Here is a 19,318-nt window from a genome sequence, read left to right on the forward strand (position 1 = left end):
GATTAATCTTCTTCATCTTCTGAGGAAGAATCCTGCCAGTCTTTTCTGTCAAAATTCAGATTATCATATGCCAGTAAATCCTCCTCACGCTGGAGGATTTCTTTGGTGGTGAACAATGCAAGGTCGTCATCGTCTTCCTCTTTTATTCTGGCCAGTTTACGCACGGAGTCTTTATCAATCGCCATGAAACGCTGTCCAAGCCGTCTGGCTGCATATTTTCTCATTCCGGTTTCATGCAGGATGTCTACAGCCATATCTACTGCAGTACCCAGGGTTTCCCGGTAAATCTTATCAATACCATTGTTAATATAATCGTAGGCATCAATCCTGTTTTTAGCCCTCACAAATATTTTGATATCCGGATAATGTTCCCGCACCAGGTCTGCTACAAATTTATTGTCAGCCGGATCATCCAGGCAGAGCACCAGAATTTCGGCATCTTCTATACCGGCGGCCCTGAGGATGGGAATCCTGGTTGCATCACCGTAATATACTTTAAAACCATAGCTTCTTAGTAGTTTGACCCGATCGGAATCCCGGTCCAGTACGGTAGCTGAAATTTTATTCGCCCTGAGCAGCCTTCCTACGGTACTTCCGAAATGCCCGAAACCTACAATAATGATCTTTTTCTGGCTGACCTGCCCGTCCAGGATATTAAAATCCTGTCCGGTTTCCGGTTCCTCCTTAATGAATTTAGGGGTGATGAATTTATCGTTGATAATGATCAGGAAAGGGGTAATACACATGGTGATAGCTGTCACGGCCATCATCTGTGCATTCAGTTCAGGCGTGACGATGTACAATCCTGAAGCATAATTGATCAGTACAAATGCAAATTCTCCAACCTGAGAGAGAGCAAATGCATAGAACAGACTCTGCGGGGTATCGATCCTGAAAAATTTCCCGATTGCATACAGGACGATAAATTTTATAAACAGTACAGCAAATACAGTAGTGAAAATAAATAAAGGGTCTTCTGCAATAATATTGAAATTGATTGTTGAACCTACACTTACAAAAAATACAGCCAGAAGCAATCCTTTGAACGGATCTATCTGTGCTTCCAGCTCATGCCTGAACTCGCTGTTCGCCAGCATTACTCCCGCGAGGAACGCCCCCAGTGCAGGAGAAAGGCCGATGACGGTCATCAGCTCCGAAACCCCTATGACCAGGAAAAGGGAAGATGCCGTAAGAAGTTCCGTCATGCCGGCTTTGGAAACATAGCGAAGGAAAGGAACAAAGACATACCGGCCCAGCAGGATCAGAAGCACAACGCCTAAAATAACGGTTCCTGCCTGCATCCATTCAGGAAGGTTCTGGATCATCACCTGGATTTCATTGTCATGGTGCCTCGCTTTATGATGGGCAATAACAGGCAGGATCGCCAGGATAGGAATCACTGCAATGTCCTGGAAAAGCAGGGTGGAAAACGAAGCTTCGCCGGCTGTGCTGTTCAGGTTGTTTTTTTCCTGTAAGGTCTGCAGGACAATCGCTGTTGAAGATAATGCGAAGCACATGGCAACGGTAACGGCCTTATCCATGCTCCATCCTACACAGATGAATACGAGAAACAACAGGGAAATGGTAAGCAGGGTCTGGGTAAGCCCGAGTCCCATGATCTTTTTCCGCATTTCCCAGAATTTTCTGGGTTCCAGTTCCAGGCCGACCAGAAAGAGCAGCATGATTACGCCAAATTCGCTGGCATGCATGATGTCGTTTACATCTTTCCCGGTAAGCTTAAGGATATAAGGCCCGATGATGATTCCTCCTGCAATATATCCTATTACGGAGCTGAGCCCGAACTTCCTGGCCAGCGGAACCATGATAATGGCTACGCCCAGAAAGAGTAGGGTGTTCATAGCTAATGTCTGTTCCATAGGTTTCTATTGGTTTAGAAGTTCTTCAAATTCTCTTTTATGGAGGATGATTTCTTTTTTACTGAGCTTATTGGCCTCATATACCACTTTGATATTTTTGATGTCAGCTTTAAAAACATTCAGGCAGATGATCAGTCCGCTGATGACTTCTTCCACACTGTATTTATAGGTGCCGTTCCTGCTGAATGACCTTTCTTTTCCTCCGGTAGTCACCAGGATATGTACTTCCTTACCTTCCAGCGGATTCTCAGCCCCCTCTTTCAGCCAGTCCCGGTCGAAGACTTCATCAATCCACAGTTTTAAAAGGGGAGGAACACCAAACCATATGATGGGAAACTGAAAGATAAACCGGTCATAATTCTTCAGGCGTTTGCGTTCCCTGAAAGCCGCAATATGGAAATTGGGGTATTCTTCGTACAGGTCACGAAGCGTAAAATGCTGATGACGGACATAAAAATTGATGAGCTCTACATTCGAATTCGAATGTTCAAGATAAGGATGCGCAAAAACTACCAATGTCTTCTTCATAACCTGTTTTGAGTAAAAATAACGAAAAAAAAATGAATTAAATAGAATTTTAGGTCTGATTTATTGATTTTTTAATCTGAAAATGACCATTTTATGCTTGTGCTGATCAAAAAAAATGCCGTTTTCCTAGCCAAAATTGAATGGATTATAAAAAGAGGTTTCATTTATATGAATATCTTGCCTTTTTGATTAATCATAAAGGAGCACATTCCGATATATTACTGAAACAGGTGTTTAACAGGTATTGAAAGTATCCCGTATCAGTTACAGAATAATCAATCAGGTTGATAATGATCTGCTAAGGTCAAATAAAAAATCGGCCTGTAAAGACCGATTATATGCTGTTTTATTACCATCCTCCCGAAGCACCTCCGCCTCCAAAGCTTCCGCCTCCGCCAAAGCCTCCGAATCCGCCGCCTCCGGAACTGCCTCCGCCAAAACCACCACCTCCGAAGCTTCCCGGGAAAGGGAAGAATCCGCTAGGATAATTTCTGCGGCCTCTCCTGGAGATGATCACATCATCGTCGTCGCCATTTCCTCCTCCTCCGCCTCCACGGTTCCTGAAGATGATCGAAATGATGATAAAAATGATGATGGCAATGATGATGAGACTCACCGAATCTCTTTTTCCGCCTGAAGGTGTCTTGGCAATCGGTTTAAATTTTCCCTGGACAGCTTCCATAATGGATGTTGTCCCGCGGTCGATTCCTTCATACCATTTCCCCTGCTTGAAATTAGGGGTTACAATATAGTCCAGGATCTGGCCGGCTACTGATGCGGTCAGGTACTGCTCAACAGCCCTTCCCTGCTGGATAGCCATCGTATGGTCTTCCGTAGCGATCAGGAAAACAACCCCGTTATCCACATTTTTCTGCCCGATTCCCCATTTTTCCCCGAACATCGTAGCGAGGAAATTCACATCTTCGCCTTTGGTTGAAGGAATAATAATTACTTCAATCTCAGTAGAGGTGGAATCAGCAAATTTGATCAGCTTATTGTTCAGGGCATCTTTTTCCTGCTGGCTGAGCAGATTGGCTTCATCAAATACCGGGTAAAGCACCGCCGGTTTCTTTGGAACGGTATATTGTGCCGGTACCCAGAGGTACAGGAAAAAAAGGATGAATGAAAATATTATTTTAAGAGAACGTAATCTCATTAGATAATTGGTTGGGGTTTTCTCCGGTAACCGGAAAATGTTTCTTCAGTTCAAGTCCGGTTTTTAGGATGGCACTTTCCAGTGCTTTGTAATAATTCCCTTTGGCAAACTCTCCAGTAATGTAGTCGTGCAGCTGGTCCCAATAGGATTGTTTTACCTTCTCATGGATGCCGATATCACCGATAATGGTCAGGTATTTCTTTTCAAAATTGACATGGAAAAGAACCGCATTTCTGTCGGCAGTATTATTCATGCACAGCCTCCTGAATACTTCGAATGCTGTCTCCGCATCACGGGTTGAGGTATTGGAATCAATATGCACCCGGATTTCGCCCGTGGAATGTTCTTCCGCCGACTGAATAGCTTCCACAAGGGAAGCTATCTGATGATGGGTTAAAAAACTTTTCATTATTCTGAGAAGACTTCAGGAGCCTTTTCAGCACCTGCATCTGCTTTGAAGTATGGTTTCTCTTTGAAATTGGTGAAGTTGGCCAGGATATTATTCGGGAATTTTTTAATCGTCGTATTGTATTCCTGTGCTGCTGCGTTATAATATACTGTTTCGGTCCTGATGCTGTTTTCAATAGCGGTATACTCCCTTTGGAAGTTGATGTACTGCTGGTCTGCTTTCAGGTTAGGATAGGATTCCACCACAGCCATCAGCCTGCTGAGTGCTCCTGACAATTCTCCCTGCGCTGCCTGGAATTTCGCAAGGTCCTGCTGCGTCATATTCGTAGGGTCAATGTTGATAGAAGTTGCTTTAGAACGGGCTTCCACAACTTTCGTCAGGGTTTCCTGCTCAAATTTCGAGTATGATTTTACTGTTCTTTCAAGATTCGGGATGAGGTTGGCTCTTTTCTGGTATACCGTTTCCACGTTAGACCATTTGGTATTCACGTTCTGTTCCTGGGTTACAAAATTATTGTAGCCGCTTTTACCCCAGAAGAAAAGAATCACAACAATTACAACCAGTGCAATTCCGATAGTTCCTGCACTCAGGCAGCCTTTATTTTTCATAGTTTATATTTTTTAAAAACCTTGTGTCAACCAAATATACAAATTATGTGCTAATTTTGCAGAAAATTATTTTAATGGTAACAATGGTGGTCGCAATGGGAGACAGCAATGAGATTGGATTCAAAAACCAGCTGCTGTGGCATCTTCCCAAAGATTTGAAACATTTTAAAGAAATAACTTCCGGCCATCCGGTCATTATGGGCAGGAAAACCTATGAAAGCATCGGTAAACCGCTCCCGAACCGCACCAATATTATTGTTTCCGGAAAAAAGGACTGGTTTGAAGAAGGCGTACTGATTGTAGGCAGCATTAAAGAAGCGGTAAAGTTTGCCAAAAAGATCGATGAAGACGTATTCATCATCGGGGGCGGTAAAATCTATGAGCAGACGATGCAGGTTGCCGACAGGATTGAAGTAACCAAAGTGAACGGCAGCTTCGAGGCAGATACATTTTTTCCTGAGATTGACGGGAAGATGTGGCTGAAAACTGATGAGTCCTGCTTTGAGGCAGATGAGAAGCATGCCTACAGCTTCTGCTTTCAGACTTTTGAAAAAATCAAAACCGAAGAACTCTAGAATTCCGGCTGGCAAGCACTAGCTTCTAAGGACTAAATTATTTATCTTTGCAATTCTAAATTTTAACAATGAACAAATACATAAAAATCGCCATTGCCGCAGTTCTGATCCTGACGGGACTTTCTATGATGATCTTTACCAGAAACCTGGGCTGGGGAATCGTGATTTTCCTGCTGGCTGCAGTGCCGATCCTCCTTTTCTTCAAAAACGAATACATCCTGCTTGCCTTCTGGCAGCTCAGAAAGCAGAATATGGAAAAAGCAGGGGAATGGCTGAAAGGAATCACCAACTATAAGGCTCAGCTCCATCAATCCCAGTACGGATATTTTCATTACCTGCAGGGCCTGACTTTGGCACAGGAACACCCTACAAAAGTAGAACCCCTGATGAGAAAAGCCCTTGAATATGGACTGAATATGAAGCACGACAGGGCTATGGCTACCTTAAACCTTGCGGCTGCGGCCATTTCCAAAGGGAGAAGGCAGGAAGGGCAGAAGCTGCTTGATGAAGCTAAAAGGCTCGACAGCGCAGGCATGATGACTGATCAGATCAAAATGATGAAAGACCAGATGAAGATGCCGACCATGCAGAAGCATATGCACAATCCTAATATGAGGAACAGAGGGAAATTCTAATTCAGGAATTGACTATACAATACAAAAGCATCTGAACAGATCAGATGCTTTTTTTATGATATTAACCTACATTTCAGCATTATGGTCGTATCCGTAGAATTTGGGGATCTGCCAGTGGTATTTTACAGCCAGCGTACGTATGGCTACAATCAGGAGGATGGTGAAAATCTGAATAAATGTATAGGTAAAGGAACTGAATTTCGTCATCAGCAAAAAAGCAGATCCGCCGACAATGCAGGCAGTAGCGTAAATTTCTTTCCTGAAGATCAATGGAATCCTATTGAGCAGGATGTCCCGTATAATTCCCCCGAAACAGCCCGTAATGGTTCCCAGTCCTATACAGATCAGAGGATGGATGTCTGCATGCAGTCCCTTCTGGACACCAATGATGGTGAATAATCCCAACCCGAAACTGTCAAAGATAAACAGCGTAACCTGGAAGTTTTTTTCCAGGGATTTAAAAATCATGGTGAAAATGCTTGTCGCCAGGATAATGACGCAGGTAAACAGGTCATGCATCCAGAATACAGGAATGTCCAGCAGCAGGTCCCGTACGGTTCCGCCTCCCACAGAGGTCACGAAGGCAATAATCAGCACCCCGAAAGGATCCAGCCGTTTCTGCATGGCGGCAAAACTCCCCGACATGGAAAAGGAAATGGTTCCAAGGACTTCTATGGCAAAATTGAACTGTTCGTGCATTTTTTATGAATGATGAATGATAATTGATGAATGATTTTTTTACTGTATATATCAATCATCATTTATCAATCATCAATTATTTATTTAGTGTTTCTCAATTCTCACCGAATCCGGGACCAGCAGCTCATATTCTCCGCCGTGATTGAGGATTTCCCGGACGATGCTGCTGCTGATGAATGATTTTCCGGAGGAGGTCAGCAGGAAAACCGTTTCCAGTTTTTTATGGGCGAGCGTCCTGTTGGTATGGGCAATGGCTTTTTCAAATTCGAAATCCGCCGGATTCCTCAGGCCTCGGATAATATATTGTGCATCCTTTTCAAAACAGTAATCGACGGTAAGTCCTTCGAAATAATCCACTTCCACATTAGGAAATTCGGCAACGGAATTCTGGATGAATTCCATTCTTTTTTCCAGCGGGAACATGTATTTTTTCTGGGAATTCTGCCCGATCGCTATAATCAGCTTATCGAAAAGCGGGGCTGCCCGTTCTATGATATCGTAATGTCCTAAAGTAATAGGATCAAACGATCCCGGAAAAACAGCAATTTTCATGCGCAGTATTTATAGATTACAAGTTATGAATAATGAAGGAAAAATCCGGCCATCCGTTAGCATAGGCAACGGATTTAATTTCCGAACTTTTTTAAATACTTTATTTTTGATTCTTATGTAAAGCTTTTTCAACTTCATTTCCGCACAGGTCAGCAATGGAAATCCCATAATGCCGTGCCTGCTGCGGCAGGATGCTTGCAGGGGAAAATCCCGGATTGGTATTCATCTCCAGCATGTAGGGAATACCATCCATTAAAATGAACTCACTTCGGGAAAAACCGCTCATGCCAAGCGAGTCGTAGGCTTTTTTGGAAATATCTTCCACCCGTTGACGGGTTTCCTCGTCAATCCTGGCCGGAGTGATTTCTTCGGAAGCGCCTTCATATTTTGCTGCATAATCGAAGAACTCATTTTTAGGGACGATTTCTGTGATGCCGAGCACAACGGTTTCATCTTTGAAGTCTACTACACCTACAGAGACTTCCATTCCGTCCAGAAAACTTTCAATCAGGATTTCATGGTCTTCTTTAAAGGCTACTTCAGTCGCCGGCAGCAGTTCAGCAAGTTCTTTTACTTTTGAAATACCCAGTGAAGAACCGGATTGGTTCGGCTTAACGAATACCGGAAGCCCAAGCTCACGGATGATCTCTTCTGCATTGATGGTTTCCCCTTTTCTGAGGTAGATGCTTTTTGCAGAAGGAATGCCATATTTCGACAGTACGGCAAGGGTGTCTTTTTTATTGAAGGTCAGCGCACTCTGGTAAAAATCGCAACCGGTATATACCTGGCCGATAGCATCCCAGTAGGCCTGCAAAACGCCGTTTTCGCCGGGTGCCCCATGGATGATATTGAAGCAGACATCAAACTTCATATGCTGTCCCGAACTGAGTGTAACTGAAAAGTCCCCTTTATGGATCGGGAGCTTCTGACCTTGTTCATCCAGGAAATACCATTCATCTTTAAGAATAACCACTTTGTAGACATCGTAAAGACCTCTGTCTAAAGAATCGTAGATCAACTGTCCGCTTTTAAGAGAAACCACATATTCGTCAGAGTGGCCTCCCATTACTACGGCAACGCTTTTTTTGCTCATAATACTGTCATATCAATGAGCAAATTTAATGATTTTACCTAATGCAATAGAGCACGCCGGTAAATTTTGGGACGAAAAATGAAATGTGGCAAAGAAAAACTGCAATATAAAATTATTGGTTATCTTTGCTGCTATAATTAAAGTATTTTAAGTATGCTTAAATCACTTTTCAACTGGAGAGTTTTACTGAACTTATTATTGGCGATCGGAGTTTTTGTGGGGCTGATATGGCTTACATTCCGCTGGCTGGAATACCATACCAATCACGGAGAAGAAATGCCGGTTCCCAATGTCGTTAATAAATCCGTTTATGAAGCTGTTCAGATCCTGGAAGATGCAGGGCTGGAGTATGAAGTGGACAGTGCCAAATATGACCCTAAATACAAGCCGCTTCAGGTTCTTAAAATGTCACCTTCCGCAGGTTCGCGGGTTAAATATGAACGTGCGATCCAGTTAATGGTAAACCCTAAATTCTGGGCTCCGGTAGCGATTCCGGATGTGGTAAACAAATATTCAGGACTTGCCTTCCAGAGGCTGGACCAGGTAGGACTAAAAATCGGGGATACCATCTTTGAGCCGAGCATCCAGAAAGATGCGGTTCTCAGGATCCTTTACAAAGGAAATCCAATTAAGCCGGGATCTCTTGTGCCCAGGTTCTCTATGGTGGATGTTGTCGTAGGTTCCGGACCGATGAGGAATATTTCTATTCCGAATATAGTAGGGCTTACCGTGAAAGAAGCAAGATCCGTCATCGCCAGAAGCCTTTTTGAGGTGGGTCTGGTAGATCACGAAGACGGAGGCAGGGATGAATCAGATATTATTTATTACCAGGATCCGGCGTCAGGAGATATGAGGGACCAGGGAATGCAGATCGATCTTTGGGCCAGTAAGAAAACCCCGGCTGAGCTGAGGGACAAAATAGAACAGCTCAACGCTACATACCGAATGAAGGTGGATACCGGGCTGCCGCCAATCCAGTACCAGGAAATTCCTGCCCATCAGGAACCCACCTATGAACCTGTAACACCGGCTCCGGCTCCGAGAAGAGAAGTCCCTAAAGTAACTGAGCCAGCTGCAAAGACGGAAACGCCCAAAACAGGAACTTCCAGGCCGGCCGGAACATCAGAGAACAATAAACCGAAGACCACGGCAAATACCGGAGGAAATTCCGGAAACAATACATCAGCAGCGAAAACGGCTTCTTCATCACAGCAGCCTTCACAAAAGCAAAAGCCTAAAAAAGTAGTTGTAGAATAAACGCTGCCGGCTAAATTTAATCAAAGGCTTCAACTGCATTCTGTTGAAGCCTTTTGTGTAAAATACCAGTAAAATGACTGAAGATAACGAAGATTTTTTAGAAGAGGAATTATCAGACCCAGGATATATAGATATTGATGAGGAAAATAAAGGCCTGTATGAACATCTTAATATTAGCGTAGATAAAAACCAGGAGCCACTCCGGATTGATAAGTTCCTGCTGATTTACCGCCAGAACTCATCCAGGAATAAAATCTCACAGACCTGCCGTGCGGGCAACGTGGTGGTGAACGGCAACGCCGTAAAGCAGAATTACCGCGTAAAACCCGGAGACCAGATCTCTGTGCTGCTGGCACATCCTCCGCGGGAAAATGTGATCATCCCTCAGGATATTCCTATCAATATCATTTATGAGGATGACGACCTTGTGGTGGTGGATAAAGAAGCCGGAATGGTCGTGCATCCGGGATTCGGGAACTGGGACGGAACATTGGTGAATGCATTGGCGTACCATTTTGAAAAGAACAATGAGAAATCTGACCTGGACAGGGTAGGACTTGTCCACAGGATTGACAAGGATACTTCCGGCCTGCTGGTCATCGCCAAAACTGAGTATGCGCTGAGCTTTCTGGCCAAGCAATTCTTTAACCGTACGACCAAGAGGCTGTACTGGGCTTTCGTGTGGGGAAATATGCAGGAGGATGAAGGAACGATCCGGGGACACATCGGGCGGCACCCTAAAAACAGGATGCAGATGTCCGTTTATGAAGACGGTAGCCAGGGAAAACATGCCGTTACCCATTACAAAGTACTGGAGCGTTTCCGTTACATGACCTGGGTAGAATGTAAGCTGGAAACAGGGCGTACACACCAGATCAGGGCGCACTTCAGGCACATTGGCCATACACTGTTCAATGATGAACGGTATGAAGGCCATACGCCGTTGCGGGGCGTTAATCTCCCAAAGTACAGGCAGTTCATTAAAAATGTATTTGAAATCCTGCCCAGGCATGCGCTTCATGCCCACACTTTAGGGTTTATTCATCCTACCACAAAAAAGGAATTATATTTCGAGAGTCCAATGCCGCAAGATATGGCGGATGCTGTAAAAAAATGGAGAAATTATTTGGAAAACTAAAAATATATTGAGAATTTTTTTATATTTGTTGAATTGAAATCAAGATTTGTTATGAGAAAACTATATGCTATCGTATGTTTAGCTCTTTTGTCAAATGCATACAAAGCACAAGAAACATTACCATACTATCAACAATATCTTTTGGATGGTGAGTTTCTGTTCAACCCGGCACAATACGGAAAAACAGATTACGTTCAGCTCAACCTCAACTATCAGCAGCAATTTACCAAGTTCAGCGAATCTCCTAATGTACAGTCTGTAGGGATCAATGCGAATATTTTTGATAGGGTTGGAGCGGGTATTTCTGTGTTCAGGGACAGCAACGGACCTATTTCTGCGGGAGGTATTACAGCGGGTGCTTCATATTTTATTCCTCTTAGCAGCGAAGGAGACAGAAAAGACCAGTTCTCTTTCGGTACGAGCGTTAGCTTTTACAACATGAATTTTGATTATTCCAAAATCAATACTGAAGATGCTTCCGATCCTTTATTACAGGGAAGCGAAAGCAATATCTTCATGGCCTATGCCAACTTCGGGGTGGCGGCAACCTACAGGAATATCTTTGCCGGGGTTTCCGTGAACGATATCGCCCTTACCAATGACGAATCGATCATCAACGGACGTGAGCCTTCGCCAATCAAGTTTTTCTTAAATTTAGGATATGACTGGCACTTCGCAGACAATATGTACGTTACTCCGTCTGCATTGATCAACCTGAATACGAATTCTACGAGAACGATTGACTATAATCTAATGGCTACGTTCTTTAATGATATCAACTCATTCTCTTTCGGGGTGAACTACAGATCTGTTCAGAACAGGTTCGACAGCCAGCAATTGCAGGTAGCACCGGTAGTAAAGGTGAGATTCAACAAATTTATGGTGGGAGCAACCTACAACATCGGGTTATCTGATATCCAGCAGTATGGCGGTAACAGCTTTATGATCGGATTAGGATATAACTTTGATAACTTCATTAACCACAGAGGTTATAGATATTAATTGATTTAATTTAAATACATTTGAGCTCTGAATTTTCAGGGCTTTTTTTATGATTTATATTCACATACCGTTCTGTAAGCAGAAATGCAGCTACTGCAATTTCCATTTTTCAACATCTTTACATGGTAAGGATGAGATGCTGGCTGCCATGAAGAAGGAAATCTTTCTGCGGAAAGGTGAGCTGCAGGACAGAAACTTAAAATCACTTTATTTCGGCGGTGGGACGCCGTCTATTCTTTCTTCGGACGAAATAAAATCCCTGATTGATGAGGTACTGAAGTATTACAGCTTTGAACAGGATATTGAAGTCACTTTAGAAGCGAATCCGGATGATCTGGATAAAACTTTCCTGAAAGGCCTATCCGGTTCTCCGGTGAACAGGCTTTCCATCGGAACCCAGAGCTTTTTTGAAGCCGATCTCAAGCTTATGAACCGTGCGCATACTGCCCACGAAGCGGAAGATTCCATTAAAAGAGCACAGGATTTCGGTTTTGAGAACCTGAGTATCGATTTAATTTACGGTTCACCTACTTCCGGTCTGGAAATCTGGAAGGAAAACTTGCATAAAACCATCGCCCTTGAAGTGCCGCATATTTCTTCTTATGCCTTAACGGTAGAACCAAAAACAGCCCTTGAAAACTGGATTAAAAAAGGAAAGGTGAGCAATCCCAGGGAAGAAGAACAGAACAGCGAGTTTTACTACCTGTCATCGTTCCTGAAAGACCATGGTTTTGACCATTACGAAATTTCCAATTTTGCAAAACCCGGCTTTTACTCCCGGCATAATTCTGCATACTGGAAGTATAATGAATACCTGGGAATAGGTCCTTCCGCCCATTCTTACAACGGTCGTGATAAAAGGAGCTGGAATATAGCCCATAACCAGCAGTACATTCAAAAGCTCAGCTCGGGAATCCTGGCCAAGGAAGAGGAAATCCTTTCTGAAAAGGATCAGTTCAATGAAATGATCATGATCGGGCTCAGGACAGTCTGGGGAGTAGACCTTGATCAGCTGAAAACAAAATTTTCTGGTGCCATCCTGGAGAATTTCAATGCGGGCATCCGTCAGAAGATGCGGGATGGTATCCTCATTATGGAAAACAACCACCTCAAGATTCCTGAAAAACACTGGTTTATAGCAGATGGGATTGCTGCGGACCTGTTTATGGTATAAAATTTAAAATCTAAAATTCAGAATCTAAAATCTTTAGTATTTTTGCATAAAATTCAGTCCATTTGAAAACAAAGAAACAGGATTATTCACATCTTTCACCGAAGCAGCCTATCGGCATTTTCGATAGTGGTGTTGGTGGTTTAACCGTCGCTAAGGAAATTAAAAGGCTCCTTCCTCATGAGGACCTGATTTATTTCGGGGATACCAAGCATCTTCCGTACGGAGAGAAATCAAGGGAGGCGATTATTGAGTATTCTACGAAAATCACCAATTTCCTGCTGCAGCAGAACTGCAAGGCCATTGTGATCGCCTGTAATACCGCCACCGCCAATGCGTTGAAGGAAGTTATGGAATCGGTGGCAGGAAAGGTTCCGGTCATTGATGTGATCAACCCGGTAGCGGAGAAAGTGGCGTATGAAATTCATAACAATGTGGGGGTTATTGCGACGAAAGCTACCGTCAATTCAGGACTGTATAAGAAAAGCATCCGGAAGCACAACAAATTCATCCGTGTGGATGAGCTGGCCACTCCTTTATTGGTTCCCGCTATTGAAGAAGGATTTAAAAACCATCCGATCACCCATGCCATCATCTACAATTACCTGAGCAACAGCCGCCTCAAAAATATTGAAACCCTTATTTTAGGATGTACGCATTATCCGTTGCTGATCGATGAAATCAAGCAGTACTACGGCAATCGCGTCCGGGTTATTGATTCACCGAACATTGTGGCGAACCATCTGAACATTATTCTGGATAAGTATAATCTCCTGAATACCCAAAACCCTAATCCGACCTATCATTTTTATCTTTCGGACCTGACTAAAAATTTCGAAAAGATCTCCAGGAAATTCTTCGGTAAGACCATAGACCTTGAACTGAAAGTATTGTAAAAGATAAAAGCTGCTTATGAAAAAGCAGCTTTTGTGTTTAAGGTGCAAGTGCAATTGATCAGCGTTCGATAATGACTTTCTCCACGTCCAGCCTTCTTTTAGGCGTAAGGCTCGGATGGTTGATGTCATTTTCATCCCGTTTTCCCAGGGTAACGGCAAACAGGGTTTCATACCCTGTATTATTGAGTATTGCATCATACTGATCAGCCTCGATGCCCTCCATGGGAGTAGAATCGATTTCCATGGCGGCGCAGGCAGATAAAAGAACGCCTAATGAAAGGTATACCTGGTGCTCCATCCACGCTCTGATGCCTGCGGCACCTTTGGGCTGCACAAAATTCCTGTAGTAATTTACAGAACCTTCCGGAAGGGTTTCTTCGATTTGCTTCTCAAAGTCTTCAGGGGTTTTGATCACCTGGAACACAATCAGCTGACTGCTGTTCAGGATTTTTTCCTTGTTAAAATAGGACGCTTCAGCGAGTTTTTTCTTGGTCTCTTCATCGTTTACAAATACAAAATTCCAGGGCTGGCTGTTGATGGATGACGGGCTCAGGTGCAGGATGTCTTTCAGCTGCCGGATAGTTTCTCCGCTGAGTTTACCTTTCGGGTCATACTTTTTTACGGTATACCTCGATTTCATTTGTTCTAAAAAGTTCATAATTAAAACTATATTTTTGATAGTTGCAAAACTATTGTAAGTTTTATACATTTGCAATAACGGTAAAAAATGATAGTATAAAATGTATACCATAGACAACAAAACGTATCCCTGCAGTACCAGTGTGACCATGAAATTCATCGGAGGGAAATGGAAAGCGGTGATTCTGGTCCATCTAAAAGACGGAGCCAAGCGGTATAATGAGCTCAGGAAACTGATTCCCACCATTACCGAACGTACCCTGAGCCTCCAGCTGAAGCAGCTTGAGGATGATGATGTAATCAACAGGACGGTATATACAGAAAAACCACCGCTAATGGTGGAATATACGCTGACGGACTTCGGGGAGACCCTGCTTCCGGTGCTGCATGAGATCAACCGTTGGGGTGTTGAAGCGGCTAAAACATCAAAAAAAATAATCAGGAAAACTTCCTGATTATTCTGTTATGTCCATTGCTGCATGGTCTTCTGTATTCGGCCTGAAAAAACTGAAGCTTACATTGCCGTATTTCCTGGTGTCTGTGAGGTTCGGGTGGCTGAATTTCATCCGGCTTTGATGTTCAATGATCAGCACGCCGTTTTCTTTTAAGAACTTATTGTTCAGGACCAGGGAAATAATATCCTGGTATTTTTTCTCTTCCATTTCAAACGGAGCATCGGAAAACACAATCTCAAAAGATTTTTTATTCCTGAATTTCTTCAGCCAGTCGAAGACATCACCACGCTGAACATTCACCTGCAGCGACATGTCAAGCTCCGCAGCCGTGGAGTTGATGAAAGCGGTATGTTTCGGGTTCATCTCTACTGAAGTTACATCCTGAGTACCTCTGGAGGCAAACTCCAGGGTAATGGAACCGATTCCTGCAAAAAGGTCGAGTACGGATACCGACTGCATATCATAGGTGTTTTCCAGAATGCTGAATAAAGCTTCTTTGGCAAAGTCCGTAGTGGGCCTTACATCAAAGTTTTTCGGGGCTGCTATTTTTTTGGCCTTCCATCGGCCTGATATAATTCTGTACATAATGTATGGGGTAACAGCAGATGCAGTAGCACTTTTTTTTAATGCCTGTTGCCGTTTAGTTTAAGATGAAATTTTTATTCGGAAGATTGTCAAAAACAATTTTAAGGTTCTTCACGAACTTCTGAAGTTCTGAAATAAAGGTCTCATTTTCGGTCGTTTCGCCGTAGGCATAGAAGCTGGTCTCATTGATGCCGAAACCTAGTTTGCTCAGCGTAAACATAATGAAATATAGGAAGTCAACCTCCGAACTCACATCCAGGTTATTATAGAGGATCACCTGCTTGCGGTCGACCGCAAAAAATTCGCACTGGTTGTGATACAGGTTGATGTGGATTTCCTTGCCGTTTTTATTATTCACGGAATTCAGAAATTTTTCCCCGGAAAAATTGAAGTGTACGGGAATGCCGACATCCTTGATCTTTTTATAGAAATTCTTCGGGAATGTATAATAGAACTGTACCTTAAATTTCCTGTTGATGGAGAGCATCAGCTCTTCCTGGCCGCTGTCTGCCGGAGCGTTGTACGCAATCAGGTCAAAGCCGCTTTCGTGATCAGAAAATCCTTCCGGCATGAGCGTAAAATGATTCAGGGCAGAAACCACGTGGATTTCGTCAAACCTCTGTTTGATCAGCACCTCATCCAGCTTTCCGGCAATAAAGTCTTCCGGGGAATCTTCATCAACGAAATACGATTTCTCCTCCAGAATGCTTTTGTTCCTGGCAATCTGGGAGATCAGTCCGTCTTTGGTAAAAAGTAAATTGAGTACGTTCATATTCTAATAGATGCAAATTTAGTGAAATTCTACCATTACCGCACCGGATTGATGGTGAAGTATTTCCTTATTGTAATATTCGATACCTGCCTGGCTTTCCAATACATCCCAAACCATTCTCTGCAGCGTGCCGTCACCGATGCCATGAACGATCTCCAGCCTTTTCAGATGGTTCTTGCGGCAGAACTGTAAGGTATCCATCAGTTTTTCCTTCTGCATGAATAACCTTTCAAAACTGTCATAATCGCCGGGATTCCTGACCAGGTTATGAAAATGGAGATCCAGTACCATAGGGTTTTTCTGATGTTTTTTGGAAACAACCTTCTTCGGCTCGGCTTTCCTGATGATCCTGATGTTTTCATATATCCCGTCATCTTTCGGGACCAGCTTATTCCAGGGATATTGATGGGTAAATCCATATTCATCCCTGAATACCACCATATTTCCCCGGGTTGAGGTTACCACACCGCTCAGGTCTTCATCTACTACGGAAACTTTGTCACCGATCTTCATCTGATTGTTCTTTTTAACTGATTTTTTTATTTCGGTCCTAATTCAATTACCTCAAGGTCTTTAATTTCTGCGCCGTCTATGACGAAACGCATCATGGTCCTCGTTCTGTGCCATCCCTGTTTCCCGCATGCGCCCGGATTCAGGTGCAGCAGGCTGTTCTTTTCATCAAACATCACCTTAAGGATGTGCGAATGACCTGAAATAAATAGCTTCGGTGCTCTTTCAGCGATGGATGCTTTGGCCACCGGGGTGTATTTTCCGGGATATCCTCCGATATGCACCATCAGAACTTCTACATCTTCACAGGTGAACCTGTTTACCTCAGGGAATTCAGACCGGATCTTAGCATCATCAATATTGCCGTAAACGCCTTTTAAAGGGTTAATTTTTTCCAGTTGCTCAATCACGTCCATGCTCCCGAAATCACCGCCGTGCCAGACCTCATCTGCCTGTTGTGCATATGATAAGATTCTTTCATCCATATAGGAATGGGTGTCTGATAGCAGGAGGATTTTCGTCATGAATGAACTTGATTTTCTTTGAAAGCCCAAATTTACTTAATAATACTGAATTGTTTACCTTTGAAAAAATTTTAAAACAATGAAGCAGAAGCTCTCTTTATTTTTTCTTCTCTGCTGCCTTACGGCTTTCGGGCAGGTGGACGAAAAAAAACTGGATGAATTGGTCCGGAATACGCTGAAGACCTTTGATGTTCCCGGAATCTCCGTTGGAATTGTAAAAGATGGTAAGGTTATCTATTCGAAGGGATTCGGAGTACGTTCTTTGACATCAAAGCAGCCGATGGATGACCAGACCCTGGTGGGAATTGCTTCAAATTCCAAGGGTTTTACCTGTACGGCGCTTGCGATACTGGCAGATGAAGGAAAGATCGACTGGGATGAAAAAGTATCCAAGTATATCCCGGAATTCCAGATGTACGACCCGTATGTGTCCCAGAATGTAACCGTGAGGGACCTGGTGACCCACAGAGCCGGTCTGGGCCTTGGTCAGGGAGATTTGATGTTCTTTCCGGAAGGCGGAAACCTTACCGTTAATGATATTGTGCACAATGTACGCTATCTGAAGCCTGAAAATCCTTTCAGGACCACACTGGATTACAACAACATCATGTTTATCGTGGCCGGGGAGGTAATCCACCGGGTTTCAGGGATGAGCTGGGCAGAATTCATCGAACAGAGGATCATGAAGCCGGTCGGTATGAACGCCAGTTTCGGAAGCTACAGCAGAGCCAGAGCGGCGACCAATAAAATTGATGCCCATGCTCCCGTAGACGGTAAAGCTGTTGCAGTGCCGCATGACTGGAGTGAAACCGCAAATGCTGCAGGCGGTATCCTGAGCAATGGTAAAGATATGATGGTATGGGCAGATTTCCTGCTGAATAATTTTACAACGAGAGATGGGAAGAAACTGGTTTCCGACAAACAGATCCAGCAGCTTTGGAGCCTGCAGATTCCAAGCAGTGTGGCTCCTAAAAACCCTTATGATACCAGCTTTTACGGATATGGAATGGGCTGGTTCCTCAGTGATGTCAAAGGGCACAAACAGGTACAGCATACCGGCGGCCTGATCGGAACGGTAACCCAGTTTACCCTTATTCCCGATCTGAAGCTCGGTATTGTAGTACTCACCAACCAGCAGTCGGGAGCCGCTTTCAATACCATCACCAATACCGTAAAGGATGCTTACCTTGGAATAGCCGACCGCAACTGGCTGCAGACTTATAGTGCAAGGATGCAGAAAATAGAGGCGGAGTACAGCAAACAGAAAAAAGAAGCTTACTCAGTGTCAGAAGCATTCAGGAAAAATAAAGACCTTCAGCCTAAAGCAGAACAGTTTACCGGCAAATACCAGGATGTATGGTTCGGTGATGTGGATATTACCCGGCAGGGCAATACCTACAGGATCGACTGTGCCCGTTCTCCGAGGCTGAAAGGGGAGTTGCTCCCGTATTCCAATAATTCTTTTATTATTAAGTGGGATGGCCGGAGCTACGATGCGGATGCCTATATTATTTTCAGTTACGATGAACAGGGGAAAGCACTGTCGGCAAGATTGAAGCCGATTTCAGACGTGACGGATTTCAGCTTTGATTTTGAAGATCTTGATCTGAAGAGAAAATAAATACTTCTGTATCACAAACAATATATAACGGGCTTGTCCCGTTTTTTTTATGGTCGTCTGTCAGGAAACCTATTATGAATAACTAAATTTTCCCGGGCTCATAGAAAAACAGGAGTTTCTTGGCGGCGCCGTCAAATTCAGACCACGAATTGCAGTCGATCTCGAAGCCGGCTACGCCACAGGTAGGAAAATGAAAAATATTTTCCGAGATGGAATTGGCGAAATTGGAAATTCCGTTGTTATGGGAAAAGAAGGCTACCGAATCATGGCTGTCATCCAGTCCGTAAATAACCGAATGGAAATTATTTTCGGAAGGGTTGTACAATTTTTCATCCGTCCTGATGGAAAGCTGGTATGCCTGATTGAAAATTTTACAGGTAGTGAGGGCACGGACCGCCGGGCTGGATACAAAGCTGTCGATGGCAATTTCTCTGTTTTTCATAAACCTGGAAATGCTGGATGCTTCTTCCAAACCTTTGTCTGCCAGAGGTCTGTCGAAGTCTTCGGTTTCTTCAGGCCAGTCGCTTTTCGCATGTCGTACAAGGATGAGTTTCTTCATAATTCGTTTTTGGAAAAATAAATTTATAAAAAAAATCACGGAATAAAACATGATTGA

General features: G+C 43.6%; 23 protein-coding genes. 9 read left to right on the forward strand and 14 right to left on the reverse strand.

What is annotated here, in order from left to right; translation table 11 throughout:
* Nucleotides 1–2 precede the first annotated feature (2 nt).
* The 5 genes from CGB83_RS15715 to CGB83_RS15735 all read right to left on the reverse strand — a co-directional run bounded on the left by CGB83_RS15715 (nt 3) and on the right by CGB83_RS15735 (nt 4,578).
* The gene (locus tag CGB83_RS15715) at nt 3–1,877 is read right to left on the reverse strand and encodes a monovalent cation:proton antiporter-2 (CPA2) family protein (RefSeq protein ID WP_100076654.1); all 1,875 of its coding nucleotides are present in this window, start codon (nt 1,875–1,877) and stop codon (nt 3–5) included.
* 6 nt (nt 1,878–1,883) lie between these two features.
* A complete protein-coding gene (locus CGB83_RS15720) occupies nt 1,884–2,405 on the reverse strand; it encodes an NAD(P)H-dependent oxidoreductase (RefSeq protein WP_100076655.1) in 522 nt (173 codons plus the stop codon).
* Nucleotides 2,406–2,754: 349 nt separating this feature from the next.
* Nucleotides 2,755–3,561 (reverse strand): TPM domain-containing protein, encoded by an 807-nt coding sequence (locus CGB83_RS15725; RefSeq protein ID WP_100076656.1) that lies wholly within the window; start codon nt 3,559–3,561, stop codon nt 2,755–2,757.
* Nucleotides 3,542–3,970: a TPM domain-containing protein gene (locus CGB83_RS15730; protein ID WP_172954713.1), complete on the reverse strand. Its 429-nt coding sequence runs from the start codon at nt 3,968–3,970 to the stop codon at nt 3,542–3,544. The genes CGB83_RS15725 and CGB83_RS15730 overlap by 20 nt, the downstream gene beginning before the upstream one ends.
* Nucleotides 3,970–4,578 carry a LemA family protein gene (locus CGB83_RS15735; RefSeq protein WP_100076658.1) on the reverse strand — a complete coding sequence of 203 codons (609 nt, stop codon included), beginning with the start codon at nt 4,576–4,578 and terminating at the stop codon, nt 3,970–3,972. The genes CGB83_RS15730 and CGB83_RS15735 overlap by 1 nt, the downstream gene beginning before the upstream one ends.
* A 74-nt stretch (nt 4,579–4,652) precedes the next feature.
* Here CGB83_RS15735 and CGB83_RS15740 point away from each other — a divergent pair, with 74 nt between their 5' ends.
* Together CGB83_RS15740 and CGB83_RS15745 are read left to right on the forward strand one after the other, a co-directional pair.
* The gene (locus CGB83_RS15740) at nt 4,653–5,153 is read left to right on the forward strand and encodes a dihydrofolate reductase (protein ID WP_100076659.1); all 501 of its coding nucleotides are present in this window, start codon (nt 4,653–4,655) and stop codon (nt 5,151–5,153) included.
* 68 nt (nt 5,154–5,221) lie between these two features.
* Entirely contained in the window at nt 5,222–5,788 is a 567-nt protein-coding gene (locus tag CGB83_RS15745; RefSeq protein ID WP_100076660.1) for a hypothetical protein, read from the forward strand.
* 66 nt (nt 5,789–5,854) lie between these two features.
* Here the strand turns inward: CGB83_RS15745 and CGB83_RS15750 are convergent, their stop codons facing one another.
* The 3 genes from CGB83_RS15750 to CGB83_RS15760 all read right to left on the reverse strand — a co-directional run bounded on the left by CGB83_RS15750 (nt 5,855) and on the right by CGB83_RS15760 (nt 8,132).
* Nucleotides 5,855–6,487: a trimeric intracellular cation channel family protein gene (locus CGB83_RS15750; protein ID WP_100076661.1), complete on the reverse strand. Its 633-nt coding sequence runs from the start codon at nt 6,485–6,487 to the stop codon at nt 5,855–5,857.
* A gap of 84 nt (nt 6,488–6,571) precedes the next feature.
* Entirely contained in the window at nt 6,572–7,039 is a 468-nt protein-coding gene (gene coaD, locus CGB83_RS15755; protein ID WP_100076662.1) for a pantetheine-phosphate adenylyltransferase, read from the reverse strand.
* A 100-nt stretch (nt 7,040–7,139) separates the two neighbouring features.
* Complete coding sequence (locus CGB83_RS15760; RefSeq protein ID WP_100076663.1) at nt 7,140–8,132, reverse strand: D-alanine--D-alanine ligase; 993 nt, start codon at nt 8,130–8,132, stop codon at nt 7,140–7,142.
* A gap of 153 nt (nt 8,133–8,285) precedes the next feature.
* Here CGB83_RS15760 and CGB83_RS15765 point away from each other — a divergent pair, with 153 nt between their 5' ends.
* From CGB83_RS15765 to murI, 5 genes are all read left to right on the forward strand, one after another.
* Nucleotides 8,286–9,389, forward strand: coding sequence for a PASTA domain-containing protein (locus CGB83_RS15765; RefSeq protein ID WP_100076664.1), 1,104 nt, complete (start codon nt 8,286–8,288; stop codon nt 9,387–9,389).
* A gap of 73 nt (nt 9,390–9,462) precedes the next feature.
* Nucleotides 9,463–10,527, forward strand: coding sequence for an RluA family pseudouridine synthase (locus tag CGB83_RS15770; RefSeq protein WP_100076665.1), 1,065 nt, complete (start codon nt 9,463–9,465; stop codon nt 10,525–10,527).
* Nucleotides 10,528–10,578: 51 nt separating this feature from the next.
* Nucleotides 10,579–11,529 (forward strand): PorP/SprF family type IX secretion system membrane protein, encoded by a 951-nt coding sequence (locus CGB83_RS15775; RefSeq protein WP_100076666.1) that lies wholly within the window; start codon nt 10,579–10,581, stop codon nt 11,527–11,529.
* A gap of 49 nt (nt 11,530–11,578) precedes the next feature.
* A complete protein-coding gene (hemW, locus tag CGB83_RS15780; RefSeq protein ID WP_100076667.1) occupies nt 11,579–12,703 on the forward strand; it encodes a radical SAM family heme chaperone HemW in 1,125 nt (374 codons plus the stop codon).
* A gap of 62 nt (nt 12,704–12,765) precedes the next feature.
* Nucleotides 12,766–13,596, forward strand: a complete 831-nt coding sequence (murI, locus tag CGB83_RS15785) for a glutamate racemase (protein ID WP_100076668.1) — start codon at nt 12,766–12,768, stop codon at nt 13,594–13,596.
* A gap of 58 nt (nt 13,597–13,654) precedes the next feature.
* Here the strand turns inward: murI and CGB83_RS15790 are convergent, their stop codons facing one another.
* The gene (locus tag CGB83_RS15790) at nt 13,655–14,254 is read right to left on the reverse strand and encodes a nitroreductase family protein (RefSeq protein ID WP_100076669.1); all 600 of its coding nucleotides are present in this window, start codon (nt 14,252–14,254) and stop codon (nt 13,655–13,657) included.
* A gap of 82 nt (nt 14,255–14,336) precedes the next feature.
* Here CGB83_RS15790 and CGB83_RS15795 point away from each other — a divergent pair, with 82 nt between their 5' ends.
* Complete coding sequence (locus tag CGB83_RS15795; protein WP_100076670.1) at nt 14,337–14,690, forward strand: winged helix-turn-helix transcriptional regulator; 354 nt, start codon at nt 14,337–14,339, stop codon at nt 14,688–14,690.
* Here the strand turns inward: CGB83_RS15795 and CGB83_RS15800 are convergent, their stop codons facing one another.
* From CGB83_RS15800 to CGB83_RS15815, 4 genes are read right to left on the reverse strand one after another with little or no spacing between them, the layout of a single operon-like run.
* On the reverse strand, nt 14,691–15,275 hold the full coding sequence (locus CGB83_RS15800) for an RsmD family RNA methyltransferase (protein WP_100076671.1): 585 nt from the start codon (nt 15,273–15,275) through the stop codon (nt 14,691–14,693).
* 55 nt (nt 15,276–15,330) lie between these two features.
* A complete protein-coding gene (locus tag CGB83_RS15805) occupies nt 15,331–16,047 on the reverse strand; it encodes a DUF3822 family protein (protein WP_100076672.1) in 717 nt (238 codons plus the stop codon).
* A gap of 18 nt (nt 16,048–16,065) precedes the next feature.
* Complete coding sequence (locus tag CGB83_RS15810) at nt 16,066–16,560, reverse strand: Smr/MutS family protein (RefSeq protein ID WP_100076673.1); 495 nt, start codon at nt 16,558–16,560, stop codon at nt 16,066–16,068.
* A gap of 26 nt (nt 16,561–16,586) precedes the next feature.
* Nucleotides 16,587–17,081 carry a metallophosphoesterase family protein gene (locus CGB83_RS15815; RefSeq protein WP_100076674.1) on the reverse strand — a complete coding sequence of 165 codons (495 nt, stop codon included), beginning with the start codon at nt 17,079–17,081 and terminating at the stop codon, nt 16,587–16,589.
* A gap of 79 nt (nt 17,082–17,160) precedes the next feature.
* Here CGB83_RS15815 and CGB83_RS15820 point away from each other — a divergent pair, with 79 nt between their 5' ends.
* A complete protein-coding gene (locus tag CGB83_RS15820; RefSeq protein WP_100076675.1) occupies nt 17,161–18,702 on the forward strand; it encodes a serine hydrolase in 1,542 nt (513 codons plus the stop codon).
* Nucleotides 18,703–18,784: 82 nt separating this feature from the next.
* On the opposite strand, the gene CGB83_RS15825 is transcribed toward CGB83_RS15820, so the two are convergent.
* Nucleotides 18,785–19,261 carry a SixA phosphatase family protein gene (locus tag CGB83_RS15825; protein ID WP_100077620.1) on the reverse strand — a complete coding sequence of 159 codons (477 nt, stop codon included), beginning with the start codon at nt 19,259–19,261 and terminating at the stop codon, nt 18,785–18,787.
* Nucleotides 19,262–19,318: the final 57 nt, after the last annotated feature.

It is taken from the genome of Chryseobacterium camelliae (genome assembly GCF_002770595.1).
Taxonomy (GTDB): Bacteria; Bacteroidota; Bacteroidia; order Flavobacteriales; family Weeksellaceae; genus Chryseobacterium; species Chryseobacterium camelliae.